We start from the raw sequence: 26,318 nt of genomic DNA, 5'->3' as shown, positions 1-26,318 counted from the left end.
CCCAAAACGCCCAGTATGCGATAATTGAGGGCTTCGCGAAAAGTGCAGCCCGGCACCTGCCGGACGAACGAGCAATGTTGCGTTCAAGCGTGTGGCTCTCGCATCGACCAAGGAAAACACCATGAAAGAAGGCATTCACCCGAACTACCGCGAAGTCCTGTTCGTCGACCTGTCGAACGGCTTCAAGTTCGTCACCCGTTCCTGCGTGAACACCAAGGAAATGGGCAAGACCGAGGACGGCCGCGAGCTGCCGCTCTTCAAGCTCGACACCTCCAGCGAATCGCATCCTTTCTACACCGGCACCCAGAAGTCGGTGGACAACATGGGCGGCCGCGTCGAGAAGTTCCGCAACCGTTTCGGCAAGACCGGCGGTGCCGCCTCCAAGTAAGGCAGGCGCTTCCGAGTCGAGGGCAGCCCGGTTTACCGCGCTGCCCTTTTTCTTTTCGCCCTCCTTCACCCGACACTCTTCCCGTTGAACCAGCCGACGCCAGCGATCGTTGCCCAGAGCGCCGTGCGGCGCCTGCCGCGCATCGCCCTCATCCTGCTGTGTGCGGCCTACCTGATGCCCGGCCTGATCGGGCGAGGTCCCTGGAAGAGCGCGGACCTCGTCTCCTTCGGCTACATGGCCGAGCTGGCGCGCAGCACCGAGGGGCTGGCGCGCTGGCTCGATCCGACACTGCTGGGCCTGCGGCCCGAAACGCCGGCGCTGATCCCCTACTGGATCGGCGCCTGGGCCATCAAGATCGCGCCCGCCTGGGTGCATCCCGATCTCGCCGTCCGCATCGCCTTCGCGCTGCTGCTCTGGGGCAGCTTTGCAGCCACCTGGTACGCGGTGTACTACCTCGCTCGCACCACCCAGGCGCAGCCCGTGGCCTTTGCCTTCGGCGGCGAGGCGCGCCCCACCGATTACGCCCGTGCCATCGCCGACGGCGCACTGCTGGCGCTGATCGCCTGCCTGGGCCTGGCCCAGCTGGGGCACGAGACCACGCCGGCGCTGGCGCAGCTCTTCTTCACTTCGCAGCTGTTCTACGGCATCGTGGCCCTGCCCTACCACCGCGTCGGCCCGATCATCGCCCTGGTCGTCGGCGCGGCCGGCATGACGCTCAGCGGCGGTCCCACCGTCGGGTTGGCCCTGGGACTCGGCTGCGTGATCTTCCTGGCCCTTGAAAGGCGGCGTCGCGCGAGCGAAGAAACGTCCGCCGACGAGCCCACCTACTCCGCGGCCGCGATCGGCACCATCTTCGGCGCCACCCTGATGGCCGGGCTGCTGGCCGCCGCGCTCGGCCTGCTGCAATGGAAGATCGAAATGCCGGGCAGCCAGCCCGGCACGCGCGTCTGGGGCGAGCTGCGAAGCCAGGCCAGGCTGTTGCTGTGGTTCACCTGGCCCGCCTGGCCGCTCGCGCTGTGGACCCTCTGGCGCTGGCGGCGGCAGTTGACCGCCCGCCACGTCGCCCTGCCGCTGTGGTTCGCGCTGGTGCCGCTGGCCGCCACCTGGACCACCAATTTCTCGGAGCGCTCGCTGCTGCTCGCCCTGCCGGCCTTCGCGACGCTGGCGGCCTTCGCCCTGCCGACCTTCAGGCGCAGTGTCGCCGCGCTGATCGACTGGTTCACGCTGCTCTTCTTCAGCATCTGGGCCATCGTCTTCTGGGTGATCTGGGTCGCGATGCAGACCGGCTTCCCGGCGAAGACGGCCGCCAACGTCGCGAAGCTGGCCCCCGGCTTCGTTCCCCATTTCTCGGCCACGGCACTGCTCTTCGCCATCGCCGCCACACTGGCCTGGGCGTGGCTGGTGCGCTGGCGCACCGGCCGGCACCGCGCGGCCCTGTGGAAGACCCTGGTGCTGCCGGCCGGCGGCGCTGCCCTGTGCTGGATGCTGGTGATGACGCTGTGGCTGCCGGTGCTGGACTACACCCGCAGCTATGCGCCGCAGGTGCGCGCCATCACCGAGCGGGTCGGCCAGCCGAGCTGCGTCTCCGAGCTGGCGCTGGGCCGGGCCCACATTGCGGCCCTGCGCCACCACGGGCAGATCAACCTGCAGCCGCTGCTGGGCGGCCCGAGCTGCCCCTGGCTGTTGGTGAGCCCTGAGGCCATCGAGCGCCTTCATACGCTGGTCAACCTCGAGGGCTGGCGTCTCATCGGGACACTGCGCCGCCCCACCAGTCCCAGCGACGACCTGCTCCTCTACCAAAGAACCGCGCCTTGAGCAGCGAACGGCGAGTCATCGCGCGCCACGCGGCCACCGTGCTGGCCGGCCAGCTGGCCGTGATGGCCTTTGGCGTGACCGACACCATCGTGGCCGGCCGCTATGCCGAGGGCGCCCTGGCGGCGCTGTCGGTGGGTTCGGCCGTCTTCGTCAGCGTCTACGTTTCGCTGCTGGGAATGCTGCAGGCCCTGCTGCCGGTCTGGGCCGAGCTGCACGGCGCTCAGCGCACGGACGAGGTCGGCCGCTCCGTGCGCCAGGCGCTCTACCTCTGCGGCATCGCGATCGCACTCGGCATGGCGATCCTGCTCTTCCCTGCACCGATGCTGCGCTGGGCCGAGGTGCCGCAGGCCATGCGTGCCGATGTCGAGGCCTATCTGCAGGTCCTGGCCTTCGCGCTCCCGCCGGCTTTGCTGTTTCGCGTGTTCAGCACGCTCAACCAGAGCCTGGGCAAGCCGCAGCTGGTGACCTGGCTTCAGCTGACCGCGCTCGCGCCGAAGCTGGTGCTGTCGATCTGGTTCACCTTCGGCGGCTTCGGCCTGCCGGCGCTGGGCCTGGTGGGCTGTGGCTGGGCCACGCTGGCGGTGAACTGGGCCATGCTCGCCTGCGCGGCATGGCTGCTGCGCAGCCAGACCTTCTACCGCGACTACCACATCTGGCGCCGCATCGAGGCGCCCGAATGGCGCCAGCTCCGCCAGTTCGCCCGCCTTGGCGTTCCGGCCGGTCTCGCCGTGCTGGTGGAGGTCACCTCCTTCACGCTGATGGCGCTGTTCATCGCGCGCCTCGGCACCGCCGCGTCGGCGGCCCACCAGATCGCATCGAACCTCACTGCCGTCGCCTACATGGTCCCGCTGTCGCTCGCCATCGCCACCAGCGCGCGCGTCAGCTTCTGGCTGGGCGCCGGCGACGCCATGCTGGCGCGCCGCGCCTTTGCGCGAGGCTTCGAGCTGGCCGTCTTCGGCGCTCTGCTGTTTGCCGCCGCCATGGCGCTGCTGCGCTGGCGGCTGGCCGCCATCTATTCCGCCAATCCTGCGGTGGTGGCGCTCGGCGCCACGCTGCTGCTGGCCACCGCCGCCTACCACCTGGCCGATGCCGTGCAGACACTGTGCGTCTTCGTGCTGCGCTGCTACCGGGTGACGGTGATGCCGCTGGTGCTGTACTGCACGCTGCTCTGGGGCGTGGGACTGGGCGGCAGCTACGTGCTGGCCTATCGCGGCATCGGGCCCTGGCCGGCCATGCAGTCGCCGCTGGCTTTCTGGCTGATGAGCGCGCTCGCCCTGGTGATGGCGGCCGCGCTGCTGCTGGCGCTGCTCTCGTCGACGCTCAAGAAGCGTTGAACGACAGAGCGGCCCCGCTCACGCCTTTTCGAGCGACGGCGCCGGCACCGCGGCCTGCCGCAGGCGCGTCACCGGGAACACCAGTGCGAAGCGCGATCCCTTGCCGACCGTGCTCTCGATGCGCAGCTCCGCGCCGTGGCGCTGCGCCACGTGCTTCACGATCGCCAACCCCAGCCCGGTGCCGCCGGTCTCGCGCGAGCGGCTGCGGTCGATGCGGTAGAAGCGCTCGGTCAGGCGCGGGATGTGCTCGGCCGCGATGCCCGGGCCGCTGTCGCGCACCGCGTACTCGCCACGGCCGTCGGGCAGAAGGCGCCAGCTGACCGCCACCTCGCTGCCGCCGGGCGTGTAGCGGATGGCATTGCTCAACAGGTTGGACATCGCGCTCTGCAGCTCGGTGGCCGCGCCGGCGATCTCGGAATCCGCTTCCAGCGCGAAGCTCAGTTTGTGCCCCTGCGCAGCCAGCCGGCTCGACAGGCCGCGCCCTTCGTCCTCGCACTGCGCCATCAGCGCCCGCACGCGGGTCCAGCGGTTGACGGGCGGGGCGGCGCTGCCTTCCAGGCGCGACAAGGTCAGCAGGTCGTTGACCAGCGTCTCCATGCGATGCGACTGCTGCCCCATCAGCTGCAGGTAGCGCGACCGCTCCTCGGCATCGAGCGGCAGGGTCTGCAGCGTCTCGACGAATCCGGCGAGCACCGTGAGCGGAGTGCGGATCTCGTGCGAGACGTTGGCGACGAAGTCGCGCCGCATCGCCTCGGCCTGTTCGAGCGAGGTGATGTCGCGCGTCAGCAGCATGCGGCGGTTGCCGGCATACGGATGCACCTGCACCGACAGGCGCACCGGATGGCCGCGATGGGCCTGGATCTGCGAGGGTGCGTCGATGACCACGTCGCGGCTGTAATTCCAGGAGGCCAGGTACGCCACGAAGGCGGGATCGCGCACCAGGTTCGAAAGATGCTGAAGCAGGTCGCGCTCGGCATCGATCCCGAATTGCCCGGCCGCGGTCTGGTTGCACCATTCGATGCGGCCCTGCTCGTCGAGCAGCACCACGCCGTTGGGCGAAGCCTGGATGGCGGCCAGAAACTCCTGCAGCCGGTCCTCGGCCTGTCGGGCCTGCTGCTCGCGCGTTCGCAGCAGCTTGCGGATGCGCTCGGCCATCTCACCCCAGACGCCGGCCCCCCGCGACGGCAGGCCGTTGGCGTCGTTGCGCAGCACGTGCAGCAGCCGCTGTGCGCGCCAGGCATCGAGCCCGAACCAGAGCCATGCGCCCAGCCAAGCGCCCAGCCACAGGTAGTGGAGTCCGGCTACCACCGCGACCACGGCGCCCCCCAGAAACGAGGCTGTCAGAAAAGTTGCGATACGAAACGGCATGCCCGCCCATTGTGCCGCGCGGTCTCCGCCGGCGAGCCCTTCACACCGTGGCCTGGGACGTCAGCCTGTAACCCGCGCCGCGCACGGTCTCGACCATCGGCGCCGCGGGGCCGAGCGATTCGCGCAGGCGCTTGACGTGCACGTCGACCGTGCGCTCCTCGATGTAGACATGATCGCCCCACACCTTGTCCAGCAGCTGGGCGCGGCTGTGAACGCGTTCGGCATGCTGCATGAGATAACCCAGCAGCTTGAACTCGGTCGGCCCCACCTTCAGGGGCATGCCCTGCCACGTCACGCGGTGCGTCGCGGTGTCGAGGGCCAGTTCGCCGATCTCGACGCGCTCGGTCACCACCTCCGGCGCGCGGCGGCGCAGCACGGCGCGGATGCGCGCCAGCATCTCCTGGGTGGAGAAAGGCTTGGTGATGTAGTCGTCCGCCCCGGCGTCCAGTCCGGCGACCTTGTCGGGTTCGTCGCCGCGCGCAGTCAGCATGAGGATCGGTAGGTTCTTGGTGCGCGCGTCCTTGCGCCACTGGCGCGCCAGCTGCAGGCCGCTCTGGCCCGGCAGCATCCAGTCGAGCAGCACCAGGTCGGGCAGACAGGCGTCGATCTCGCGCTGCGCCGCGTCGCCGTCCTCGGCCCAGATCGGCTCGAAGCCGTTGTGGCGCAGGTTGACGGCGATCAGCTCGGCGATCGAGGACTCGTCTTCGACGATCAGGACGCGGGGTTTCTTCATTGAGCGATGGCAGCCTATTGGAGAGCGGATTCGATGTCCTGCATCGAGGTATGCCGCACATCGGCACCCTTGACGATGTAGATGATGAACTCGGCGATGTTCTTCGCATGGTCGCCGATGCGCTCGATGGCCTTGGCCAGGAACAGCAGGTCGAGGCTCGCCGAGATGGTACGGGGATCTTCCATCATGTACGTGACCAGCTTGCGCACGAAGCCGTCGAATTCCTTGTCGATCAGGTCGTCGTCCTTGAGGATCGACAGCGCGGCGGCGGTGTCCAGGCGCGCAAAAGCGTCGAGCGCCTTGCGCAGCAGGCCGGAAGCCAGATCGGCCGCGACGCGCAGATCGGTAGACGGCAGCGCGCGCGCCGCACCGCTTTCGATGATCGACTTGACCATGCGCGCGATCTTGTTGGCCTCGTCGCCCACGCGCTCGAGATTGGCGGTGGTCTTCGAGATCGCGATCAGCAGCCGCAGGTCGCGCGCCGTCGGCTGGCGCCGCGCGATGATCGAGGACAGCTCGCGGTCGATCTCGATCTCCATCGCGTTGACGCGCGCTTCGGTCTCGATCACCCGGTCGGCCGCGTCCGTGTCGAACTGCGCCAGGGCGTACACGGCCTGACTGATCTGGGACTCGACCATGCCGCCGAGCTCCATCACTCGGGAGGAGACCGCGTTCAGTTCGCTGTCGAACTGGCTGGAAAGGTGCTTTTCGGTCATGACAATCCTTTCAGCCGAAACGGCCGGTGATGTAGTCCTCGGTCTCCTTGCGCTTCGGCTTGAAGAACAGCTCCTCGGTCGCGCCGAATTCGATCAGGTCACCCAGGTACATGTAGGCGGTGTAGTCGCTGCAGCGCGCCGCCTGCTGCATGTTATGGGTCACGATGACGACTGTATATTCGTTCTTCAGTTCGGCGATCAGTTCCTCGATCTTGGCCGTCGAGATCGGGTCCAGTGCCGAGCAGGGCTCGTCGAGCAGCAGCACCTCGGGCTTGATCGCGATGCCGCGCGCGATGCAAAGGCGCTGCTGCTGTCCGCCCGACAGGCCGGAGCCGCTCTGCTGGAGCTTGTCGCGCACCTCGGTCCAGAGCGCAGCCTTCTTGAGCGCCCATTCGACGCGGTCGTCCATTTCGGAGGCGCTCAGGTTCTCGAACAGCTTCACGCCGAAGGCGATGTTGTCGTAGATCGACATCGGGAACGGCGTCGGCTTCTGGAACACCATGCCGACCTTGGCGCGGATCAACGCCACATCCTGTTTGGAAGTCAGCAGGTTCTCGCCGTCCAGCGCGATCACGCCCTCGGCGCGCTGCTCGGGGTAGAGCTCGAACATTCGATTGAAGGTGCGCAGCAGCGTCGACTTGCCGCAGCCCGAAGGACCGATGAAGGCGGTCACCTTGTTTTCGGGGATCTCGAGGTTGATGCTCTTGAGCGCGTGGAACTTGCCATAGTAGAAGTTCAGGTCCTTGACCGAGATCTTCGCGCGGGACGGCTGCGCAGCGATGGTGGGAGGCATGGTGTTCAGAGTTTGTTGCGCGTCAAGACGCGAGCGAGGATGTTGAGCGCCAGCACCGCGACGGTGATCAGGAACACGCCGGCCCAGGCCAGCTGCTGCCAGTTCTCGTAGGGGCTCATCGCGAACTTGAAGATGGTGACCGGCAGGCTGGCCATCGGCTGCGTCATGTCGGCGGTCCAGAACTGGTTGTTGAGCGCGGTGAAGAGCAGCGGCGCGGTTTCGCCAGCGATGCGCGCGACCGCCAGCAGCACCCCCGTGACCACGCCGGCCCGCGCCGCGCGCAGCGTGATGCTCATGATCACCTTCCACTTCGGCGCGCCGAGCGCATAGGCTGCCTCGCGCAGGCCGGGCGGGACAAGTTGCAGCATGTTCTCGGTGGTACGGATCACGACGGGAATCACGATCAGCGCCAGCGCCAGCGCGCCGGCCAGGCCCGAGAAGGACTTGAAATACGCCACCACGATCGCGTAGACGAACAGGCCGATCACGATCGAGGGCGCCGACAGCAGGATGTCGTTGACGAAGCGCGTGACGCTCGCGAGCCAGCCCTTGGGGTTGTACTCCGCCAGGTAGATGCCGGCCATGATGCCGATCGGCGTGCCGACGAAGGTCGCCAGCAGCACCATCGCCAGCGATCCGAAGATCGCATTGGCGATGCCGCCGGCCTCGTTGGGCGGCGGCGTCATCTCCGTGAAGGTGGCGATCGCCAGGCCGCCGACGCCCAGGCGCAGCGTTTCCCAAAGGATCCAGATCAGCCAGAACACGCCGAAGGCCATCGCGGCGAGCGACAGCGACAGCGCGACGATATTGAGGCGCTTGCGCCCGGCGAACTTGGCCGCGCGCGTGTCATTGAGCGCCTTGGCGCTGAGGAGCTTTTCGGCCGTGCTCATTCGGTGACCTCCGCGCTGCGCGCTGCGGTATTCGCCTTGGAAGCGGTCCGGGGGCTCATGCCTTCTTCCCTTCGCTCTTCTGCATCTGCTGCAGCAGCAGCTTCGACAGCGACAGCACCACGAAGGTGATGAAGAACAGCACCAGGCCCAGGTACATCAGCGAGGCCTGGTGCAGGCCGGCGCCGGCTTCGGCAAACTCGTTGGCCAGGACCGAGGTGATGCTGTTGGCTGCCTCGAAGACCGACAGCGAGTTCAGCTGGTTGGTATTGCCGATCACGAAGGTGACGGCCATGGTCTCGCCCAGGGCACGGCCGAGGCCGAGCATGATCCCGCCGACGACGCCGGCTTTGGTATAGGGCAGCACCACCTTGGAAACGACTTCCCAGGTGGTGGATCCGAGGCCGTAGGCCGACTCCTTGAGGAGCGGCGGCGTGACCTCGAACACGTCGCGCATCACCGACGCGATGAACGGAATGATCATGATCGCGAGGATGATGCCGGCCGACAGGATGCCGATCCCCACCGGCGGACCCGATACCAGCGCGCCCAGATAGGGCACCCCCGCGAAAACCTTCTGCAGCGGCTGCTGCACATAGGTCGAGAGGATCGGACCGAACACCAGCAGCCCCCACATGCCGTACACGATCGAGGGCACGGCAGCCAGCAGCTCGATCGCGGTGCCGAGCGGCCGCTTGAGCCACGCCGGCGACATCTCGGTCAGGAACAGCGCGATGCCGAAGCTCACCGGCACCGCGATGACCAGCGCGATCAGCGAGGTGGCGAGGGTGCCGTAGATCATCACCAGCCCGCCGTACTCGTTCTGGACCGGGTCCCATACGCTGCTGCTGAGAAAGCCGAGGCCGAATTTGGAGATTGCGGGCCAGGCACCCGCCAGGAGCGACAGCAGGATGCCGATCAGCATGGCCAGCGTCAGCAGCGCGGCGCCCTTGGCGGCCATGCCGAACAGGCGGTCGGCGGTGGCGCCGCTGCGCGGCTTCCTGACAGGGGGTGGACTGGCGGTGGTGCGTCCGCCGTCGGCCGGCAGGTCGAGGGGGCTCGCGGCAGCAGGGAAGGTGGATGACACAGGTCGCTCCGAAAGCGGCGCGTGCTCGAGCGGGGTGCTGCTCATGACGCGCCGGCTCGCTTTACTTGGCGACGACGGGCTTGCCCGACGCGTCCTTGATCTCGCCCCAGGCGATGGCGATCGCGCCCTTCACCTTTTCGGGCATCGGCACGTAATCGAGGTCGGCGGCGGTCTTGTCGCCGTTCTTGTAGGCCCAGTCGAAGAACTTGAGCGTGGTGACGGCCTGGGCCGGCTTGTCCTGCGTCTTGTGCATCAGGATGAAGGTCGCGCCGGTGATCGGCCACGAATGCTCGCCGGATTGATTGGTCAGCACCTGGTAGAAGGTCTTGGACCAGTCGGCACCCGCGGCGGCCGCCTTGAAGGCATCGTCGTCCGGCGAGACGAACTTGCCCGCAGCGTTCTGCATCTGCGCATAGACCATCTTGTTCTGCTTCACGTAGGCGTACTCGACGTAGCCGATCGAGTTGGGCAGCTTGCTGACGAACTGCGCGACGCCTTCGTTGCCCTTGCCGCCCGCGCCGGTGGGCCAGTTGACGGCGGTGCCGTCGCCGACCTTGCTCTTCCACTCGGGGTTGGCCTTGCTCAGGTAGTTGGTGAACAGGAAGGTGGTGCCGGAACCGTCGGCGCGGCGCACCGGGGCGATGGCAGCGTCGGGCAGCGCGAGCGAGCCGTTGAGCGCCTTGATCGCCGGGTCGCTCCACTTGGTGATCTTGCCCAGGTAGATGTCGCCGAGCACCTGGCCGCTGAGCTTGAGCTCGCCGGCCTTGACGCCCTGGATATTGACCACGGGAACCACGCCGCCGATGACGGTGGGGAACTGCAGCAGGCCCTTGGCCTTGAGCTCGTCATCGGTCAGCGGCATATCGGAAGCGCCGAAATCGACCGTCTTGGCATCGATCTGCTTGATGCCCGCGCCGGAACCGACCGACTGGTAGTTGATCTTGGCGCCGGTCGCCTTGTTGAAATCGGAGGCCCACTTGGAATACAGAGGGGCCGGGAAGCTTGCGCCTGCGCCCGTGGCGTCCTGGGCAAGAGCGGGGACATGGGCGAGGGCCGCGGCGATGAGGCCCGCGGCTGCAAACTTGAACGTCGTTTTCATGAAGCTTCCTTCTGGATGTGCAAAGAACCCCCTTGCCGGGGACTTGCCCGCGACTCTAGGAAGCTTGTGTGACATCGGTGTGACACCGCTCTCCAGAGGGAAATCGGCATTCCGGGGCCGGAGTGCGTGACGTTGTCACACAAGCGTCATGCGCCACGCCTAGCCTCGAAAGCCCTTCCGCAGCGCGGCCCCAGCCTACGCGGCGCGGGGAGACCGAGCGGCTACGATCGGGGCCCCGGCCTCGTCCTAACTCAACATGCAAAACGGAACCCGCCTCGCCGCGGTCGATCTCGGCTCGAACAGCTTCAGGCTCGAAATCGGCCGTGTCGACCATGGCCAGATCCACCGCACCGAGTACCTGAAGGAAACCGTCCGCCAGGGCAACGGCCTGGACGCGGCCCGCAACCTGACGCCCGAGGCGATGCAGCGCGGCTGGGACACCCTCGCCCGCTTCGGCGAACGGCTGGCAGGCTTCAAGCGCTCGCAGGTCCGCGCCGTCGCCACTCAGACCCTCCGCGAAGCCCGCAACCGCGACGAATTTCTGCTGCGCGCGCGCACCATCCTGGGTTTCGGCATCGACGTCATCACCGGCCGCGAGGAGGCCCGCCTCATCTACCAGGGCGTCGCGCACCTGCTGCCTCACACCGATGCCTCGACCCGCGAGCGCCGGCTGGTGGTGGACATCGGCGGGCGCTCGACCGAGATGATCATCGGCCGGGGCCTGCAGGCCGAGGTGATGGAGTCGTACCGTGTCGGCAGCGTCGCCTGGTCGATGAAGCATTTTCCCGAAGGCCAGTTCACCACCGCCGCCTTCCGCGCCGCCGAGGTCGCGGCCAAGGCGGTCCTGGACGATGCGCTCGGCACCTACGTGCCCGACCGCTGGGACGTTGCCTACGGCGCCTCGGGCACCATCGGCGCGGTCGGCGACGTGCTGGCGGCTGCCGGCGGCGAGCCGGGTCTGATCACGCGCAAGGGCCTGGACTGGCTGCTCGAGCGCCTGCTGAAGGCCGGCCATGCGGACCGCCTGCGCATCGAGGGCATGCGGGAAGACCGCAAGGCGGTCATCGGCGGCGGCGTGAGCGTGCTGCGCGCCGTCTTCGACCTGCTCGAAATCGAGGAGATGAGGGTGGCGCAGGGCGCCCTGCGCCACGGCGTGCTGTACGAGCTGCTGGAGCGCGACGAGAGCGTCGCCGACCTGCGCGTCAGCACGGTCGCGCGCCTGACCAGCCGCTTTGCGGCCGATACCGCCCAGGTCCGGCGCGTCGGCGAGACGGCCGCGGCGCTGTTCCTGCAGCTGGAGCCGGCTTCGCGCGGCGCCAGCACCACCAGCCGCGCGGGCCGCGCGCTGCGCAAGATCGGCTGGGCTGCGCAGTTGCACGAGATCGGGACCCACATCTCCCACAGCGACTATCACAAGCACGGCGCCTACATCCTCGACAACACCGACGCGCCGGGTTTCGCGGTCAACGAGATGCATTGGCTCAGCCAGCTGGTGCTGGGCCAGCGCGGCAAGCTGCGCAAGCTGGAGACCACGCTGGACGACGAAACCTTCGTGCCCCAGCTGCTGGCACTGCGGCTGGCAGTGATCCTGTGCCACGCCCGGCGCGATCCCGACCTGGATGGCCTTCGCCTCGTGCGGGCGGACAGCCGCTTCTTCGTCATCGGCTGCCGCAGCGGCTGGGCCGAGAGCTATCCGCAATCGGCGCACCTGCTGCGGGAGGAAGTGCTGGCCTGGCAGAAAACCCCTTGGCGGGTCCAGCTGGAAGGCTGCTGAAGGACGACGGCGGCTCGCGCCGCCTACATCAGCTCGGGCGACTGCACCGTCACCACCACGGTCTGGATGTCGCCGTCGCGCTCGCGTGTGCGGATCCACCAGACGGCGCCCTTGCGCACCGGGCAGCTGTCCTGCTTCAGCCCGAGCAGCAGCGAGATCGCCTGGCCCAGCGAGGGCTGGTGCCCGACCAGCAGCACCACCGACTTGCCATTGGGCCAGCCGGCCGCCGCCAGCAGCGCGTCGGCCGTGGTGTCGGGCGAGAGCTCACTGCGCAGCTTGTACTTGCGGCCGAGCGCCAGCACGGTCTGCTCGCAGCGCCGGGCCGGGCTGCAGACGACCCGTGTGCCCTCGGGCAGCTGCCGGTCCAGCCAGCTCGCCATGCGCTTGGCCTGCTTCTCGCCGCGCTGGGTCAGCGAACGCTGCAGGTCGTCGCAGCCTTCGCTCCAGTCCTCGGCCTCGGCATGGCGCCACAAGATCAGGTCCATGCGCCTCTCATCCCCGCGTGGCGGCCCGGCCGCGGCCGCGCGACGAGTAGCGGACCATGAGCGCGGTCTGCGCGCCGTGCGCCTGCACGGCACGCGGCGCGCCCTCCTCGCCCTGGTGCGTGTCGTGCTGCACGCGGCGGTAGACGCCATCGGCGCCGAGGTCCCAGGCATCGCGCCCGTCGTGCAGGTACGCCACCAGGCATTCGTCGATCAGGCGCTGGCGAAGCACGGGGTCCGTCACCGGCCAGGCCAGCTCGATGCGACGCATCATGTTGCGGTTCATCCAGTCGGCGCTCGACAGATAGAGCGCCTCGTCTTCGCCCTCGCGGAAATAGAAGACCCGCGAATGCTCGAGGAAGCGGCCGATCACCGAACGCACGCGGATGTTGCCGGTCAGCCCCGGCACCTGGGCCGGCAGGGTGCAAGCGCCGCGCACGATGAGGTCGATCTTCACGCCCTTGCGGCCCGCGCTGACCAGGGAGGCGATCAGCGCCTCGTCGGTCAGCGCATTCATCTTGGCAACGATGCGCGTGGGCGCGCCGCGCGCGGCGGCCGCGCCCAGCGCGTCGATGCGCGCGGCCAGGTTGCGGTGCAGGTCGAAGGGCGCCATCCACATGCGGTTGAGCTTGGGCAGCCGGCTCTGGCTGGCCATGTGCACGAACACGGCCTCCATATCGGCCGTCAGCAGCGGATCGGCCGTCAGGTGGCTGATGTCGGTGTAGAGCTTCGCGGTGCGCGGGTTGTAGTTGCCGGTGGACAGGTGGCCGTAGCGCCGCATCTGCTTGCCCTCGCGGCGTGTCACCAGCAGCATCTTGGCGTGGGTCTTGAGCCCGACCACGCCATAGACCACCTGGGCGCCGATCGACTCGAGCATCTCGGCCCAGTTGATGTTCGCCTCCTCGTCGAAGCGCGCCTTGAGCTCCACGATGACCGTGACTTCCTTGCCGCGTCGGACCGCCTCGCGCAGCAGCTCCATCAATTCGGAATCGGCGCCGGTGCGGTAGATGGTCTGCTTGATCGCGAGCACCTGCGGGTCCTGCACCGCCTCGCGCAGGAAGGCGAGCACGCCCTCGAAGCTCTCGAAGGGCTGGTGGATCAGCGCATCGCCGGCCTGCAGCCGTTCGAAGAAGGACTGCCCCGGCGACAGCGAGAACGGGTAGGAGGCCTGGTAAGGCGCGAAGCGCAGCTGCGGCTCCTCCAGCAGGTCGATCAGTTGCGTCAGCCGCGCCAGGTTGACCGGTCCGTGCACCCGGTAGAGCGCCTCCGGCGGCAGGTTGAACTGGGCGAGCAGGAAACTCGCCAGAGACTCCGCGCAGCTGGCCGAAACCTCCAGCCGCACCGCCTGCCCGAAGTGGCGGTGCTGCAGCCCCTGCCGCAGCGCGGTGCGCAGGTTCTTGACGTCTTCCTCGTCGACCGCCAGATCGGAATGGCGGGTCACGCGGAACTGCGAGAACTCGCCCACCTCGCGCCCCGGGAACATGCTCTGCAGATGCGCCCGCACGATGCTCGAGAGCGCGACGAAGAGCTTCTTGCCGCCGGAGACCCGCGCCGGCATCGCGATCATGCGCGGCAGCACCCGCGGCACCTTGACGATGGCGATCGGGTTCTCGCGGCCGAAGGCGTCCTTGCCGCCCAGGCGCACGATGAAGTTGAGCGACTTGTTCGCGACCTGCGGGAAGGGATGGGCCGGGTCCAGCCCGACGGGAATCAGCAGCGGCCGCACCTCGCGCTCGTAATAGTCGCTCAGCCATTTGCGCTGCGCCGCATTGCGCTCGCCGTGCGAGATGACATGGATGCCCTCTTTCGCGAAGGTCGGCATCAGCTCGCTGTTGTAGAGCGCGTACTGGCGGCCCACCAGGGCATGCGCCGCCTCGGCCATGCGGGCGAAGGACTCGACGGTGTAGTTGCCCTTGCGGTCGCCGGCCGTGTTGGCGGCCAGGTGAGGCGCCATCCGGACTTCGAAGAACTCGTCGAGGTTGGACGAGACGATGCACAAATAGCGCAGCCGCTCGATCAGCGGAACCTCGGGCCGATAGGCCCAGTCGAGCACACGCTCGTTGAAGGCCAGGATGCTTTGGTCGCGGTCGAGCAGGGTCAGCGAGGGTTCCACGACGACGGGCGGGCTGTCGGCGAGGACGGGCGGGGAAGCGAAATTGTCTGGATCAACCGGCACGGGAATGGTCGCAAGCGAGAACATGACAGTGTCGAACGCCTTCGTGACACTTGCATGACAACTGTGTGACGCCGTTTCCCGGCTGTCAATCGCCCAGGAAATGCTTGCGGTAGCGCGCCGGTAGCTCGTCGATGCGCATCAGCATCGGCAGGTCGGCGCTGTTGAAATCCGGATCCCAGGCCGGCGGGCCCAGCACCTTGGCCCCCAGGCGCAGGTAGCCCTTGATCAGGGCCGGGGGCTCGATGTCCAGGTCGCCGTCGAGCCGATGCACCGGCAGCGGCAGGCGCGGCTGCACCTGGTACTGGATCGGCGCCATGTGCGTGACCGAGAGCTGGCGCCAGATGCTGGCGGCGGCATCGCCGCTGGTCACGCCGTTGTGCCACATCGGAATGCTGGCGCAGCCGATCATCGTGTCGAGCTTGTTGCGGTTCATGAAGGCCGCGAGCGCGCCCCACAGCGCGAGGATCACGCCGCCCTGGCGATGGTCGGCATGCACGCAGCTGCGGCCGAGCTCGACCATGCGCTCGCGCAGGTCGCGCAGGCGCGTCAGATCGAATTCGGTGTCGCTGTAGGTGCTGCCCACGCGCCGGGCCTGGGCCGGCGTCAGCACGCGGTAGGTGCCGATGACCTGGCGCGTGCCCTCGTCGCGCACCAGCAGGTGCTCGCAGAAATCGTCGAACAGGTCGACGTCGTGGCCTTCCAGGGGCGTGGTCAGGCGCGCGCCCATCTCGCCGGCGAACACCTCGTAGCGCAGGCGCTGCGCGGCGCGCACGTCGTCCTGGTGGCGCGCCCAGCTCACGCTGATGCCGCCGCGAGCGGTGTGGGTCGCCTCGGGCACGGCGACGATGGGGGCCGGCAGGGGAACGGTCGCCGGCGTGCGGACCGGGGCGGGCCACAGGGAGGCGCGCAATCCCAGTTGCGAGAACGGAAACGTCGGCGTGGGCAGTTCTTTCATGCGGGGACCCTTTCTGCCGACGAAGTCTGTGGGGATGCAATGAAACACGCGTGTCACTCCGATGGCAGTTGCATGACGTGTCGCGCGATTTCGGCGTTTGGGCGTCTAATGCCGAGCGATGCGCCCCCAGGAGTTCTCCCCATGACCGCTGAAGCCCCCGCCCGCACCATCGAAAGCCGGCACCACCAGATGTTTCCCACGCTGAGCGACGCCGAGATCGAGCGCGTGCGCCGCTTCGGCAGCCTGCTTCGGTACGCCCGGGGCGACTGCCTGTTCCGCGCCGGCGAGCCCGGCCCCGGCATGTTCGTGGTGCTGAAGGGCATCGTCGCGATCACGCAACGCGACGGCCTGGGCCGCGTGGTGCCGATCGAACGCCAGGGGCCGGGGCAGTTCCTGGCCGAGATCGCGCAGCTCTCGGGCCGCCCAGCCCTGGTTGACGGCCATGCGGACGAGGACGTCGAAGCGCTCCTGGTCCCGCCCGAGCAGCTGCGCGCGCTGATCATCGCGGAGGCCGACCTTGGGGAACGCCTGGTGCGCGCCATGATCCTGCGCCGGGTAGCGCTGATCGAATCGGGCGGCAGCGGCCCCGTGCTGATCGGGCCGCCGCAGTCGCCCGGCCTGCTGCGGCTGCAGAATTTCCTGCGCCGCAACGGGCACCCCTATCACGTGGTGGATGCCTCCGAGGACGCCGACGCCCAGGCTCTCCTCGAGCAGTACGGTGAGGCCGAGCTGCTGGTGGTCTGCCCCGACGGGTCGGTCGCCTCCAATCCGAGCGAGCACGCGCTGGCGCTGTGCCTGGGCATGGTCGATTCCGCCGAGCATGACGAGCTGTTCGACGTGCTGGTGGTGGGTGCGGGGCCGGCCGGGCTCGCCACCGCCGTCTATGCGGCCTCCGAGGGCCTGCGCGTGATTACCATCGATTGCCGTTCCTTCGGCGGCCAGGCGGGCGCCAGCGCGCGCATCGAGAACTACCTGGGCTTCCCGACCGGGATCTCGGGCGGCGCCTTGGCGGGCCGCGCCTTTGTCCAGGCGCAGAAATTCGGCGTGGAGATGCTGATCCCGGCCCAGGCAGCCTCCATGGACTGCAGCGCCGCAGAAACCCGTGGCGAGATCTCGGTCCGCCTCGCCGACGGCCGGCGGCTGCGCGCGAGGACGGCGGTGATCGCCAGCGGCGCCCGCTACCGCCGGCCCGAGGTGCCGCGGCTGGCCGATTTCGAAGGCCGAGGCATCTGGTACTGGGCCTCGGCGCTGGAAGCCAAGCTCTGTGCCCACCAGGAGGTGGCCCTGGTCGGCGGCGGCAATTCGGCCGGCCAGGCTGCGGTCTTCCTGTCGCAGCATGTCAGCAAGCTCAACCTGCTGGTGCGCGGCCCCTCGCTGGCGGCGACCATGTCGCGCTACCTGATCGACCGCATCGAGGCCACGCCCAACATCGAGCTCCATCCCCACACCGAGCTGATCCGCCTGCATGGCGAGCCCGATTCGGGACTCGATGGCGCCAGCTGGCGCGACCGGCAGAGCGGCGCCGAATTCGCGTGCCCGGCCCGCAACATCTTCCTGTTCATCGGCGCGGTGCCGGAGACCGAATGGCTCGAAGGCTGCGGCGTCAAGGTCGACAAGCACGGCTTCGTGCTCACGGGCGCGGCCGCGCGCGGCGGCTTTCCTGCCCGCCCCGCCGCTGCGCTGGAGACCAGCGTGCCCGGCGTGTTCGCGGTGGGGGACGTGCGCTCGGGGTCGGTCAAGCGCGTGGGCGGCGCCATCGGCGAGGGCGCGGCCGTGGTTGCGCTGATCCACAAGCACCTGGCCCCGAGCACCGTGGAGGCCTGAAAGGCGGCGCGGCGCTGCCGGCATCCGGGAAGCGTCCTGCACGAAAGACCACCGGCCGCTATGCTGGCCGGCCGTCCTTCATCCGTGGAACCCCTCGCATGTCCCAAGCGCCCATCGACGTCTATTCCTGGCCTACCCCCAATGGCCACAAGATCCACATCATGCTGGAGGAGTGCGGCCTGCGCTACCGCGCGCACCCGGTCAATATCGGCAAGGGCGATCAGTTCGAACCCGGCTTCCTGAAGATCAGCCCGAACAACAAGATCCCGGCCATCACCGACCCCGACGGGCCGGACGGCAAGCCGATCTCGCTCTTCGAGTCCGGTGCCATCCTGGTCTACCTGGCCGGCAAGACCGGCCGCTTCATGCCCGCGAGCGATCGTGGCCGCTACGAAGTGCTGCAGTGGCTGATGTTCCAGATGGGCAGCGTCGGCCCGATGCTCGGGCAGGCCCATCACTTCCGGCTCTACGCGCCCGAGAAGATCGCCTACGCGATCGACCGTTACAGCAACGAGGCGCGGCGCCTCTACGGCGTGATCGACAGGCAGCTGGCCAACCACGCCTTCATTGCCGGCGACAGCTACACCATCGCCGACATCGCCATCTTCCCGTGGCTGCGCAACTGGGAGGGCCAGGGCATCGTGCTGACGGACTTCCCGCACCTGAAGAAGTGGTTCGAAGGCATCGCTGCCCGACCGGCGGTGCAGCGCGGCGTCAAGGTGCTGGCAGACCTGCGCCAACCCATCACCGGCGACAAGGAGCGCGAGGTGTTGTTCGGGAAGACGCAATACGAACGCCGCTGACGGGTTGCGACGCCGCCCAGGCTAGAATCGCAGGCTCGTCGGGGTGTAGCGCAGCCTGGTAGCGCATCTGCTTTGGGAGCAGAGGGTCGAAGGTTCGAATCCTTTCGCCCCGACCATGAAAAAGTGAATGCCGATATGGGTTTACCGCCTGTATCGGCATTTTGCTTTAATGGCACTTTGCCTACGTTTTTTCGCCAGTGTCCACGTTCTCGAGCACGCCCGTGAAGGAGAAGCAAAGAGGGGCGGGGACACACTGTACCGAGCAGCCGTCACTCGTCCACCGAGCCAATTTTGCTTAATAGCCGAGGTTCGGTCACGATTGCCACCATGCCTTAAGGGAACATGTCTCTGCGCTCCGTTTTCTCAGCATCCGGTCGAAAACTGCCCTCGGAGCGGTCGAGAACATCGTCGGTCTACGCAACGACCGACTGCAAGCGCTGCAACCATCCTGAGTTTCAGATTCGCGTGTCGAACAACGCCATGCTGGCGGAAGACATCTCCTGCCTCCTGCGGTTCTTCGAGCAGCGGGTTGCCCACGGCATGAAGTTCCGAAGCGGTGAGAGCCTTCAGGTCGGCTGGATGTTCACCATGCTTGAGGACGGACCAGAAGGGTTTCTACGAGTTCTTGAGCCCGACATGAAGGTCAAATTCCTCGCAGTGCCCGCGGGATTGCAAGTTGTCGTGGACGGCGCGCGCATCGGCGTGCTTGGGGAAAGCGGCGAGTGCAACTGACTGCAGGCTCGCACCTAAGCGAGTTGAACAAGCTCAGGCAGCAACTCGCGTCCTCAACAGCCCGGTCTTGCGAACGCCGAGGCCAGCTACCGGCCCAGAAGCGGTCCCAACGTGAACCCTCAACTCAGCTAGGAGACATGCCAAGCGTGACGATTGACGTCGTAAGCTTCGACCCTGTGCGTGACCAGTACGCGCTGCATCTGGTCGAAGACGAAAAACTGCTCGACCGTGTCGACGAGGGGGCGCCCGATTGAAAGCAATTCAGGACCGGGTGTTCAGGGCCGTCGACGCAGCTATTGATGGGCAGCTCGCACGGAAGTACCCGGAAACGCTTGGGCAGACGGGTCGAATCAGGTGGACTGGCCCTTCGGGAACGATGATGAAGTCGAGGTGTTGGCAGTGCGAAGCCGAAGGCGCGGTGCGCATCGGGCTTGGGGTCTGCCGTGGGCACCGTGCTTCCGTGAGCCAAGGCGCCGGCTGACGATGGATCTGCGCGATCTTCAGTACTTCGAGGTGATCGCCGAACTCGAGCACATGGGGCGGGCCGCCGAGCGGCTGCACCGTACGCAGCCTGCGCTGACCAGTTGTGTCCGGCGATTGGAAGAGGCATGCGGCGCCGCCCTTTTCGAGAAGACGGGGCGCGGCATCACCCTGACCACAGCCGGCCATGCCCTGCTGAAGTGGGCGCAGCGGACGCGCTTCGACGTGGAGAGTGCGCGTCGCGAGATCCGCGACATCGGCCGTGGCCTCAAGGGCACCATCAACGTAGGCATCGTGCCGACGGCAGCGCAATTCCTGCTCCCGCCAGCCGCGCGCGAGCTGATGGCCGAGGCACCGGGCATCACTCTTCGAACAACGGTCGGCCTCGGCGACATCCTGACGCCGCTCCTTCACGCCGGCGAGATCGACCTCATGGTCGGAACCGAAGGGAGCAAGGAACCGGGTTTCACCTCGCAGTTCCTCGCGGAGGACCTGATCGTCGTCGCTGCCAACAGCACGCACGAAATCTTCCGAAAGCCCAAGCCGACGCTCAAGGACCTTCGAGGCTACCGGTGGGTGCTGCAACCACCCGGCGCACCCACGCGTGACTGGCTTGACCAGACCTTTGACCGGCACCGCCAGCCGCGCCCGGTCGTGCAGGTGGAAAGCACTATGCTGCTGATGCTTCCCAGCCTCATCAATGAAACCGGCCTTTTGAGTTTTATCTCACGCCTGCATCTGCAGGAGGGGCGCTCCGGTGCGGCCTTGCGCGAAGTGCAGATCAAGAACACGACGATGCGTCGACGCATGGTGGTGACGTACCGCGAGAGCGGCTATGTGTCGCCGGCAGCGCAGCGGCTGATCGGTCTGCTGGCGAAGCACGCTGCGGCGACGCTGGGTTGATACCCCAAGCGGGATTTATCGATTTCAAGAAATTATTGATTAGACCGCGCTGACATCAGCGCGAATACTTGCACTCCACGAATGCACCGGTCCATCCATAGGGCCGAGCAGTTCGACCAACGGAGACAAGTTCATGCTGATCGTTCGCACCCGCAGCGCCGCTTCGCGTCGCCTCCTCATCGCTGTCGCCGCCATCGCGGCAAACGTTCCCCTCGTGGCTCCGATCGGCGCATCCGCGCAGGCTGCCTATCCGTCGCGCCCGATCCGGTTGATCGTGCCGTTCCCGGCAGGCGGCGGCACCGACCTCATCGCACGCGAGGTCGCCAACAAGGTGGCGACCTCCAACGGCTGGTCGATCGTGATCGACAACAAGCCCGGCTCGGGCGGGAACCTCGGTGTCGACGCGGCCGCGAAGGCCGTGCCAGACGGCTACACGCTGGTGCTCGGGCAGACCAGCAACCTGGCGATCAATCCCACGCTCTACACGAAGCTGCCGTACAGCGTCGACAAAGATCTCACGCCCGTCGGCCTGGTCGCGAGCGCGCCGCTCGTGCTGGTGGTGTCGTCAGACTCGCCGTATAAGACACTGGCCGACATCGTGGCCGCGGCCAAGGCCAAGCCGGAGGCGCTGAACTATGCGAGTTCGGGCAGCGGCACCGTCGCCCACCTCGCCGCCGAGCTGTTCCAGAAGACCGCGAATGTCAGGTTCACGCATGTGCCCTACAAGGGCGCGGCGCAGGGGACGACCGATTTGATCGGCGGCCAGATCCAGATGTACATGTCGTCGATTCCGACGCTGATCGGCCACATCAAGAGCGGCAAGATGCGCCCGATCGTCGTCACTTCGCTCAAGCGCACCGCCGACCTCCCGGACGCGCCTACCGTGGACGAATCCGGGTTCAAGGGCTTCGAGGCCGCCACATGGTTCGGGGTCGTCGGGCCTGCCGGTCTCCCCAAGGACGTGGTCGCCAAGCTCAACACCGCCTTCAACAAGGCCATCGAAGACCCTGAGGTAAAGCGCAAGCTCGCCGCGCAAGGTGCGGAGGTGCGAGGCAGCACGCCGGAAGCCTTCAGCGCGTACATCCGCTCGGAGACGGTGCGCTGGGGCAAGGTCGTCAAAGAGTCGGGTGCCAAGGTCGACTGAGACTGTCACGAAGCCGGAGTCCCAAGATGCAGGCGTTGAACAGTGATGCGCTCAGCGCACCGTTCTCCGCAGGGACGGGTCGTGCCAGCGTCGACGTGCCAGCAGGCGCGTGCGACTGCCATATCCACGTCTATGACAGCCGCTATCCGGTAGTGCCCGGTGCACGGCTGACGCCGCCGGACGCAAGCGTCGCGGACTACCGGCAGCTGCAGCGGCGCACCGGGACCGAGCGCGTCGTCTTCGTGACGCCGTCGACCTACGGGACCGACAACACCGCCATGCGCGAAGCGCTCGCCGCCTTCGGCGACCGTGCGCGCGGCGTGGCGGTGATCGACGAGCGGACCGGCGCAGCCGAGCTGCAGGCATTGCACGACATCGGCGTGCGCGGCATTCGGATGAACCTTTCGCTGGGCGTCACGCATTCGACGGACCAGCTGGAGACCCTGGGCCGGCGCGTCGCACCCCTGGGCTGGCACCTGCAGCTGCTGGCGCCACCCGACGTGCTGGCCGCTTTGGAATCCCGTCTCATGCAGCTGCCGGTGCCCGTCGTCTTCGATCACCTGGCCCGCATCGCGCCGTCGCAGGCCGGCAAGCATCCGGCGCATGGATTGGTGCTGCGCATGCTCGACGGCGGTCGGGCCTGGGTGAAGCTGTCGGGCGCCTACATCGTCAGCGAGGCCGGCCCGCCTGACTACGCCGACGTCGAGGCGCTGGCGCGCAGCTACCTCGCGGCCGCACCCGACCGGGTCGTGTGGGGCAGCGACTGGCCGCATGCCTCCGCCACGGCAGGCCATCAGCCGATGCCCGACGACGCGCGGCAGATGGAACTGGTCGCCGCATGGACCCAAACGCCCGACGCCCTGCGGCGCGTCCTCGTCGCCAACCCCGCCGTGCTCTACGGCTTCGACGTCCAAGCTCTGGAAGAACACAAGTGATTTCTCGCCATCGACGCGCCTTCGGCGCCTTCGCCGTGTCCTGCATCGCCCTGGCCGCCATGCCGGTTCGCGCGCAGGGGGATTGGCCCACAGGCCGCCCCATCACGTGGGTGGTGCCGTACCCGCCCGGCGGCACGACCGACATCCTGGGCCGCGCCATCGCGCTGCGCCTGGGCACCTCGCTCGGTGCCACCGTCATCGTCGACAACAAGGCCGGCGCGACGGGAACGATCGGATCGGCCTTCGTCGCCAAGGCGCCGGCGGATGGCTTCACCCTGCTGGGGACGTCCATCGGCCCCCAGGCCATCGTGCCCAGCTTGCTGCCCAAGATGGCCTACGACCCGGTCAAGGCCTTCGAGCCGATCACGCTGATCGGCACGATTCCCCACGTCCTGATCGTCGGCAACGGCCAGACCTTCCGCACCGTGGCGGAGCTCGTGGCCGAAGCCAAGTCGAAGCCGGAGGTGCTCTCGTTCGCATCCGGCGGCAACGGCACCATCCTGCAGATGCAGGGCGAATTGCTGCGCCTGCAGACCGGCACGCGCATGACGCACGTGCCCTACAAGGGCGACACGCCGGCGATCCAGGACGTGCTCGCGGGCCATGCCACTTTCATGTTCGCGCCCGTCGCCGCCGCGCTGCCGCACATCCAGAGCGGGCGGCTGCGCGCGCTGGCCGTGACCTCGGCGGCGCGCCTGAAGTCGCTGCCCAACGTGCCGACCATGGGCGAGGCAGGCTTCAAGGATTTCGTGGTCGAGCAGTGGCAGGCGGTTTATGCGCCTGCAGGCACACCAGCGCGCGTGGTGCAGCGCCTGCACGAGAACATCGTGCGGATCCTGAAGGACGCCGAAGTCGTCGCCATGGCCGACAAGCTCGGCGTCACCCTCGTCGGCAGCACGCCGAAGCAGCTCGCCGACACCCAGAAGGCCGACCTCGCCAAGTGGGCCCGCGTCATCAAGGACGCCAACGTCAAGGCCGACTGACCGTCCCGCTTCACCCCGTCTTTGTCCTGATTCTTTTCTCGAAAGCCAACCATGTCCACCAACACCCCCGACATCATTCGCGACTTCGAACGCGTTCCCGCGCACATCGTGGCCCAGGCATCCGAACTGCAGCCCGCCATCCTGGCCGACGTCGCCGGCCGACGCGGCGCGATGCACGGCCGCATCAAGGCGCTTCGTCCGCGCATGAAGCTCGCCGGCACCGCCTTCACCGTGGAAGTCCGCCCCGGCGACAACCTGATGATCCATGCCGCCATTGCGATGGCGAAGCCGGGCGACGTGCTCGTCATCGACGGCAAGGGCGACCAGAGTTCCGCGCTGATGGGCACGATCATGATGACCGCCTGCCAGAAGCTCGGCATCGCCGGCGTCGTGATGGACGGCGCCTGCCGCGACAGCATCGAGATCGACGAGATGGACTACCCGGTGTTCTCGATCGGCACCAACCCCAACGGCCCCACCAAGGCGATCGGCGGGCGCATCGGCCACCCGGTCTCGGTGGGCGAGGTCACCGTGTACCCCGGCGACTTCGTGATCGCCGACGCTGACGGCGTGGTCGTGGTCGAGCGCGAGAAGATCGAGTCCCTCCTGCCCGCGGCAGCCAAGAAGGTGCGCGACGAGGCGGCCCGCATCGCCGCCATCAAGGAAGGCGACACCGCCGCCAAATGGCTGACCAGCGCGCTGCGCACCGCGGGCGTCCTCAAGGAAGGGGAGGCGCTGTGAGCAAGGTCCTGGTGACCGGCGCGGACCTCGCACCCCAGGCACTGGCCCTGCTCGAAGGCCACGAGGTCGTGTACGCGGGCAAGACCCCCACCGAGGACGGACTGATCGCGCTCTGCAAGACGCATGATCCTGTCGCGATCATCGTGCGCTACGGCAAGGTGGGCCCGGCCGTGATGGACGCGGCGCCCTCGCTCCAGGTGATCTCGAAGCACGGCAGCGGCACCGATACCATCGACAAGGGGGCCGCCAAGGCGCGCGGCATCGAAGTGGTCGCGGCCGTAGGGGCCAACGCGGCCGCCGTGGCCGAGCAGGCGCTGGCGCTGCTGCTGGCCTGCGCGAAGTCCGTGGTGCAGCTGAACGCACGCATGCATGCGGGCCACTGGGACAAGGCGACGCACAAGAGCCTCGAACTGGGCGGGCGCACCGTCGGCCTGCTCGGGCTCGGCGCCATCGGCCAGCGGTTCGCGAAGATGGCCGATGCCATGGGAATGCGGGTCATCGGCTTCGATCCCTATGCGACGAACCTCCCGGCCTACATCCCATCGGTGGACCTCGACACCATCTGGCGCGAGTCGGATGCCATCTCGCTCCACTGCCCGCTGACCGACGACAACCGCGGCCTGATCGATGCGCAGACGCTGGCGAAGTGCAAGCCGGGGGTCGTCATCGTCAACACCGCGCGCGGCGGGTTGATCAACGAGGCAGATCTGCTCGCGGCGGTCCGGTCGGGGCAGGTGGCGAGCGCCGGCCTCGACAGCTTTGCGGCGGAGCCGATGTCCGCCGGACACCCGTTCCAAGGCCAGGAGCGCATCGTCCTGAGCCCGCACATCGGCGGCGTGACGAGCGATGCCTACGTGAACATGGGTGTCTGTGCCGCGAAGAACCTGCTGGCCGTATTGGCGCGGCGGGCCACGGCCAACGCCTAGCGCGGAAGGGAGCGCGCTTCGGCGCCTTCGCAGGCTCGGGCGCGGTGCATGTGGCGGCAAACGGTCGCCGAACCCGAAAAGAAACGGGACAACCATGACCTCCTCTGTTCCGAGAAGAAGAACGATGCTCGGGCGCGCCGCAGGCACTGGCCGGCATCGTGTGCGTCCCCGGTGGCCCTCGATTGAAAGTGAACACCATGTCCCATCCATCCCATCAACTCCTCTTTGCCATGTCGATCCTGGCGGCGGCCGCGCTGCTGGCCGCCCCGGCCTCGGCCCAAACTGCCGCTTATCCCACCAAGCCGGTTCGCATCGTGGTCGGCTTCTCCGCGGGTGGCCCGACCGACGTGGTGGCCCGCGCCTTCGCGGACTTCGCATCGCGCTCGCTCGGGCAGCCCTTCGTGGTGGACAACAAGCCGGGTGCCAACACCATCCTCGCCGCCGAGGCGGTCGCCAGCGCCCCGGCGGACGGCTATACGCTGCTGGTTGGCGCCACCAACCACGCGATGATCCCGGCGCTCTACAGCGCACGGGTCAAGTTCGACGCGGTGCGCTCCTTTGCGCCGATCTGCACCGTCGCGGTCAGCCCGACCGTGCTCGTGGTCGGCCCTGCCATGCAGACGCCGACGCTTGCGGCGTTCCTGCAGCAGGTGAAGGCCAAGCCGGGCCAGCGCACCTATGCGACGCCCGGGACCGGCAGCTCCGGCCATTTCGCCAGCGAGCAATTCACCCGGCTGACCGGCACGACCATGAACCACATCCCGTACAAGGGCGCCGCGCAGGCCGTCACGGACCTGGTGGGCGGGCAGGTCGACAGCTCCTTCGCGACGCTGGGGTCGGTCCTGCCGCAGGTGCAGTCCGGCAAGCTCACGGCGCTCGCGGTCGCCTCGCCGCAGCGCTCGGCGCTATTGCCGAAAGTGCCGACCTTCGAGGAGGCGGGCGTGAAGGGTTACAGCGCCGATGCCTGGTACGGACTCCTTGCGCCGGCAGGAACACCACCGGCGATCGTCGCCGCGCTGGAGAAGGCCGCCCAGGCCTTCGCGCAGGCGCCCGCCACGGTCGACAAGCTGCGCGGGCTGGGTATGGATGCGCGCAGCGTGTGCGGCACATCCTTCGGCACTCAACTGCAGCGCGAAGTGCAGAGCTACAGCCGCATCGCGCGCGAGCTCGATCTGAAGACCGAATGACGACTCCGCGCGCCGAACCGCGTCGCGCCTTCCAACGAACACCAGGAGAACCT

24 protein-coding genes and 1 tRNA gene are annotated in these 26,318 nt (G+C 67.7%); 15 read left to right on the top strand and 10 right to left on the bottom strand.

Annotated features, from left to right (window positions below):
* Nucleotides 1-121 precede the first annotated feature (121 nt).
* The 3 genes from J2739_RS05280 (at nt 122) to J2739_RS05270 (ending at nt 3,537) form a co-directional block, all read left to right on the top strand.
* Nucleotides 122-388: a type B 50S ribosomal protein L31 gene (locus tag J2739_RS05280; RefSeq protein WP_309899264.1), complete on the top strand. Its 267-nt coding sequence runs from the start codon at nt 122-124 to the stop codon at nt 386-388.
* Nucleotides 389-472: 84 nt separating this feature from the next.
* On the top strand, nt 473-2,203 hold the full coding sequence (locus tag J2739_RS05275) for a hypothetical protein (protein ID WP_309899262.1): 1,731 nt from the start codon (nt 473-475) through the stop codon (nt 2,201-2,203).
* Entirely contained in the window at nt 2,200-3,537 is a 1,338-nt protein-coding gene (locus J2739_RS05270) for an MATE family efflux transporter (RefSeq protein ID WP_309899261.1), read from the top strand. The genes J2739_RS05275 and J2739_RS05270 overlap by 4 nt, the downstream gene beginning before the upstream one ends.
* An 18-nt stretch (nt 3,538-3,555) precedes the next feature.
* On the opposite strand, the gene phoR is transcribed toward J2739_RS05270, so the two are convergent.
* The 7 genes from phoR to pstS are packed head-to-tail and all read right to left on the bottom strand — an operon-like array spanning nt 3,556 to nt 10,220.
* Entirely contained in the window at nt 3,556-4,905 is a 1,350-nt protein-coding gene (gene phoR, locus J2739_RS05265) for a phosphate regulon sensor histidine kinase PhoR (RefSeq protein ID WP_309899258.1), read from the bottom strand.
* A gap of 40 nt (nt 4,906-4,945) precedes the next feature.
* The gene (gene phoB, locus J2739_RS05260; protein ID WP_309899256.1) at nt 4,946-5,638 is read right to left on the bottom strand and encodes a phosphate regulon transcriptional regulator PhoB; all 693 of its coding nucleotides are present in this window, start codon (nt 5,636-5,638) and stop codon (nt 4,946-4,948) included.
* Nucleotides 5,639-5,652: 14 nt separating this feature from the next.
* Nucleotides 5,653-6,354, bottom strand: coding sequence for a phosphate signaling complex protein PhoU (gene phoU, locus J2739_RS05255; RefSeq protein WP_309899254.1), 702 nt, complete (start codon nt 6,352-6,354; stop codon nt 5,653-5,655).
* 10 nt (nt 6,355-6,364) lie between these two features.
* Nucleotides 6,365-7,147: a phosphate ABC transporter ATP-binding protein PstB gene (gene pstB, locus J2739_RS05250; protein WP_309899252.1), complete on the bottom strand. Its 783-nt coding sequence runs from the start codon at nt 7,145-7,147 to the stop codon at nt 6,365-6,367.
* A 5-nt stretch (nt 7,148-7,152) separates the two neighbouring features.
* Nucleotides 7,153-8,037, bottom strand: coding sequence for a phosphate ABC transporter permease PstA (pstA, locus tag J2739_RS05245; protein WP_309899250.1), 885 nt, complete (start codon nt 8,035-8,037; stop codon nt 7,153-7,155).
* A gap of 55 nt (nt 8,038-8,092) precedes the next feature.
* A complete protein-coding gene (pstC, locus tag J2739_RS05240; protein WP_309899248.1) occupies nt 8,093-9,166 on the bottom strand; it encodes a phosphate ABC transporter permease subunit PstC in 1,074 nt (357 codons plus the stop codon).
* Between the two features lie 16 nt (nt 9,167-9,182).
* Nucleotides 9,183-10,220, bottom strand: a complete 1,038-nt coding sequence (gene pstS, locus J2739_RS05235) for a phosphate ABC transporter substrate-binding protein PstS (RefSeq protein ID WP_309899246.1) — start codon at nt 10,218-10,220, stop codon at nt 9,183-9,185.
* Between the two features lie 256 nt (nt 10,221-10,476).
* On the opposite strand from pstS, the gene J2739_RS05230 reads away from it, so the two are divergent.
* Nucleotides 10,477-11,994 carry a Ppx/GppA phosphatase family protein gene (locus J2739_RS05230; RefSeq protein WP_309899244.1) on the top strand — a complete coding sequence of 506 codons (1,518 nt, stop codon included), beginning with the start codon at nt 10,477-10,479 and terminating at the stop codon, nt 11,992-11,994.
* Nucleotides 11,995-12,017: 23 nt separating this feature from the next.
* Here the strand turns inward: J2739_RS05230 and J2739_RS05225 are convergent, their stop codons facing one another.
* The 3 genes from J2739_RS05225 to J2739_RS05215 all read right to left on the bottom strand — a co-directional run bounded on the left by J2739_RS05225 (nt 12,018) and on the right by J2739_RS05215 (nt 15,607).
* Nucleotides 12,018-12,479, bottom strand: a complete 462-nt coding sequence (locus J2739_RS05225) for a SixA phosphatase family protein (RefSeq protein ID WP_309899242.1) — start codon at nt 12,477-12,479, stop codon at nt 12,018-12,020.
* A 7-nt stretch (nt 12,480-12,486) separates the two neighbouring features.
* Nucleotides 12,487-14,676 carry a polyphosphate kinase 1 gene (ppk1, locus tag J2739_RS05220; RefSeq protein WP_309899241.1) on the bottom strand — a complete coding sequence of 730 codons (2,190 nt, stop codon included), beginning with the start codon at nt 14,674-14,676 and terminating at the stop codon, nt 12,487-12,489.
* A 61-nt stretch (nt 14,677-14,737) separates the two neighbouring features.
* Nucleotides 14,738-15,607, bottom strand: coding sequence for a GNAT family N-acetyltransferase (locus tag J2739_RS05215; RefSeq protein WP_309899239.1), 870 nt, complete (start codon nt 15,605-15,607; stop codon nt 14,738-14,740).
* A gap of 141 nt (nt 15,608-15,748) precedes the next feature.
* Between J2739_RS05215 and J2739_RS05210 the strand changes: the two genes are divergently transcribed.
* The 11 genes from J2739_RS05210 (at nt 15,749) to J2739_RS05160 (ending at nt 26,265) form a co-directional block, all read left to right on the top strand.
* On the top strand, nt 15,749-17,431 hold the full coding sequence (locus J2739_RS05210) for an FAD-dependent oxidoreductase (RefSeq protein WP_309899237.1): 1,683 nt from the start codon (nt 15,749-15,751) through the stop codon (nt 17,429-17,431).
* Between the two features lie 98 nt (nt 17,432-17,529).
* Nucleotides 17,530-18,234 carry a glutathione binding-like protein gene (locus J2739_RS05205; RefSeq protein ID WP_309899235.1) on the top strand — a complete coding sequence of 235 codons (705 nt, stop codon included), beginning with the start codon at nt 17,530-17,532 and terminating at the stop codon, nt 18,232-18,234.
* A gap of 39 nt (nt 18,235-18,273) precedes the next feature.
* Nucleotides 18,274-18,350: transfer RNA gene (locus J2739_RS05200), tRNA-Pro, on the top strand.
* 349 nt (nt 18,351-18,699) lie between these two features.
* A complete protein-coding gene (locus J2739_RS05195; RefSeq protein ID WP_309899233.1) occupies nt 18,700-18,966 on the top strand; it encodes a hypothetical protein in 267 nt (88 codons plus the stop codon).
* 483 nt (nt 18,967-19,449) lie between these two features.
* On the top strand, nt 19,450-20,349 hold the full coding sequence (locus J2739_RS05190; RefSeq protein ID WP_309899231.1) for a LysR family transcriptional regulator: 900 nt from the start codon (nt 19,450-19,452) through the stop codon (nt 20,347-20,349).
* Between the two features lie 133 nt (nt 20,350-20,482).
* Nucleotides 20,483-21,493 (top strand): Bug family tripartite tricarboxylate transporter substrate binding protein, encoded by a 1,011-nt coding sequence (locus J2739_RS05185; RefSeq protein ID WP_309899228.1) that lies wholly within the window; start codon nt 20,483-20,485, stop codon nt 21,491-21,493.
* 26 nt (nt 21,494-21,519) lie between these two features.
* Nucleotides 21,520-22,428, top strand: coding sequence for an amidohydrolase family protein (locus J2739_RS05180; RefSeq protein WP_405053830.1), 909 nt, complete (start codon nt 21,520-21,522; stop codon nt 22,426-22,428).
* 59 nt (nt 22,429-22,487) lie between these two features.
* Nucleotides 22,488-23,411: a Bug family tripartite tricarboxylate transporter substrate binding protein gene (locus J2739_RS05175; protein ID WP_309899949.1), complete on the top strand. Its 924-nt coding sequence runs from the start codon at nt 22,488-22,490 to the stop codon at nt 23,409-23,411.
* Between the two features lie 51 nt (nt 23,412-23,462).
* Entirely contained in the window at nt 23,463-24,152 is a 690-nt protein-coding gene (locus tag J2739_RS05170; protein ID WP_309899226.1) for an RraA family protein, read from the top strand.
* Nucleotides 24,149-25,078, top strand: coding sequence for an NAD(P)-dependent oxidoreductase (locus J2739_RS05165; RefSeq protein WP_309899224.1), 930 nt, complete (start codon nt 24,149-24,151; stop codon nt 25,076-25,078). Before J2739_RS05170 ends, J2739_RS05165 begins: the two co-directional genes overlap by 4 nt.
* Nucleotides 25,079-25,275: 197 nt before the next feature.
* The gene (locus tag J2739_RS05160; protein ID WP_405053829.1) at nt 25,276-26,265 is read left to right on the top strand and encodes a tripartite tricarboxylate transporter substrate-binding protein; all 990 of its coding nucleotides are present in this window, start codon (nt 25,276-25,278) and stop codon (nt 26,263-26,265) included.
* Nucleotides 26,266-26,318: the final 53 nt, after the last annotated feature.

It is taken from the genome of Variovorax soli (assembly GCF_031454625.1).
In the GTDB taxonomy this organism is placed as follows: Bacteria; Pseudomonadota; Gammaproteobacteria; order Burkholderiales; family Burkholderiaceae_C; genus Variovorax; species Variovorax soli_A.
This window is presented reverse-complemented; position numbering and strand designations above follow the sequence as displayed.

What these genes read in the sequence shown, in the direction of transcription:
- J2739_RS05280 (WP_309899264.1), top strand. Translation starts at nt 122, where the DNA reads ATGAAAGAAGGCATTCACCCGAACTACCGCGAAGTCCTGTTCGTCGAC.
- phoR (WP_309899258.1), bottom strand. Translation starts at nt 4,905, where the DNA reads ATGCCGTTTCGTATCGCAACTTTTCTGACAGCCTCGTTTCTGGGGGGC.
- phoB (WP_309899256.1), bottom strand. Translation starts at nt 5,638, where the DNA reads ATGAAGAAACCCCGCGTCCTGATCGTCGAAGACGAGTCCTCGATCGCC.
- phoU (WP_309899254.1), bottom strand. Translation starts at nt 6,354, where the DNA reads ATGACCGAAAAGCACCTTTCCAGCCAGTTCGACAGCGAACTGAACGCG.
- pstB (WP_309899252.1), bottom strand. Translation starts at nt 7,147, where the DNA reads ATGCCTCCCACCATCGCTGCGCAGCCGTCCCGCGCGAAGATCTCGGTC.
- pstA (WP_309899250.1), bottom strand. Translation starts at nt 8,037, where the DNA reads ATGAGCACGGCCGAAAAGCTCCTCAGCGCCAAGGCGCTCAATGACACG.
- pstC (WP_309899248.1), bottom strand. Translation starts at nt 9,166, where the DNA reads ATGAGCAGCACCCCGCTCGAGCACGCGCCGCTTTCGGAGCGACCTGTG.
- pstS (WP_309899246.1), bottom strand. Translation starts at nt 10,220, where the DNA reads ATGAAAACGACGTTCAAGTTTGCAGCCGCGGGCCTCATCGCCGCGGCC.
- J2739_RS05230 (WP_309899244.1), top strand. Translation starts at nt 10,477, where the DNA reads ATGCAAAACGGAACCCGCCTCGCCGCGGTCGATCTCGGCTCGAACAGC.
- J2739_RS05225 (WP_309899242.1), bottom strand. Translation starts at nt 12,479, where the DNA reads ATGGACCTGATCTTGTGGCGCCATGCCGAGGCCGAGGACTGGAGCGAA.
- ppk1 (WP_309899241.1), bottom strand. Translation starts at nt 14,676, where the DNA reads ATGTTCTCGCTTGCGACCATTCCCGTGCCGGTTGATCCAGACAATTTC.
- J2739_RS05215 (WP_309899239.1), bottom strand. Translation starts at nt 15,607, where the DNA reads ATGAAAGAACTGCCCACGCCGACGTTTCCGTTCTCGCAACTGGGATTG.
- J2739_RS05210 (WP_309899237.1), top strand. Translation starts at nt 15,749, where the DNA reads ATGACCGCTGAAGCCCCCGCCCGCACCATCGAAAGCCGGCACCACCAG.
- J2739_RS05205 (WP_309899235.1), top strand. Translation starts at nt 17,530, where the DNA reads ATGTCCCAAGCGCCCATCGACGTCTATTCCTGGCCTACCCCCAATGGC.
- J2739_RS05190 (WP_309899231.1), top strand. Translation starts at nt 19,450, where the DNA reads ATGGATCTGCGCGATCTTCAGTACTTCGAGGTGATCGCCGAACTCGAG.
- J2739_RS05185 (WP_309899228.1), top strand. Translation starts at nt 20,483, where the DNA reads ATGCTGATCGTTCGCACCCGCAGCGCCGCTTCGCGTCGCCTCCTCATC.
- J2739_RS05180 (WP_405053830.1), top strand. Translation starts at nt 21,520, where the DNA reads ATGCAGGCGTTGAACAGTGATGCGCTCAGCGCACCGTTCTCCGCAGGG.
- J2739_RS05175 (WP_309899949.1), top strand. Translation starts at nt 22,488, where the DNA reads ATGCCGGTTCGCGCGCAGGGGGATTGGCCCACAGGCCGCCCCATCACG.
- J2739_RS05170 (WP_309899226.1), top strand. Translation starts at nt 23,463, where the DNA reads ATGTCCACCAACACCCCCGACATCATTCGCGACTTCGAACGCGTTCCC.
- J2739_RS05160 (WP_405053829.1), top strand. Translation starts at nt 25,276, where the DNA reads ATGTCCCATCCATCCCATCAACTCCTCTTTGCCATGTCGATCCTGGCG.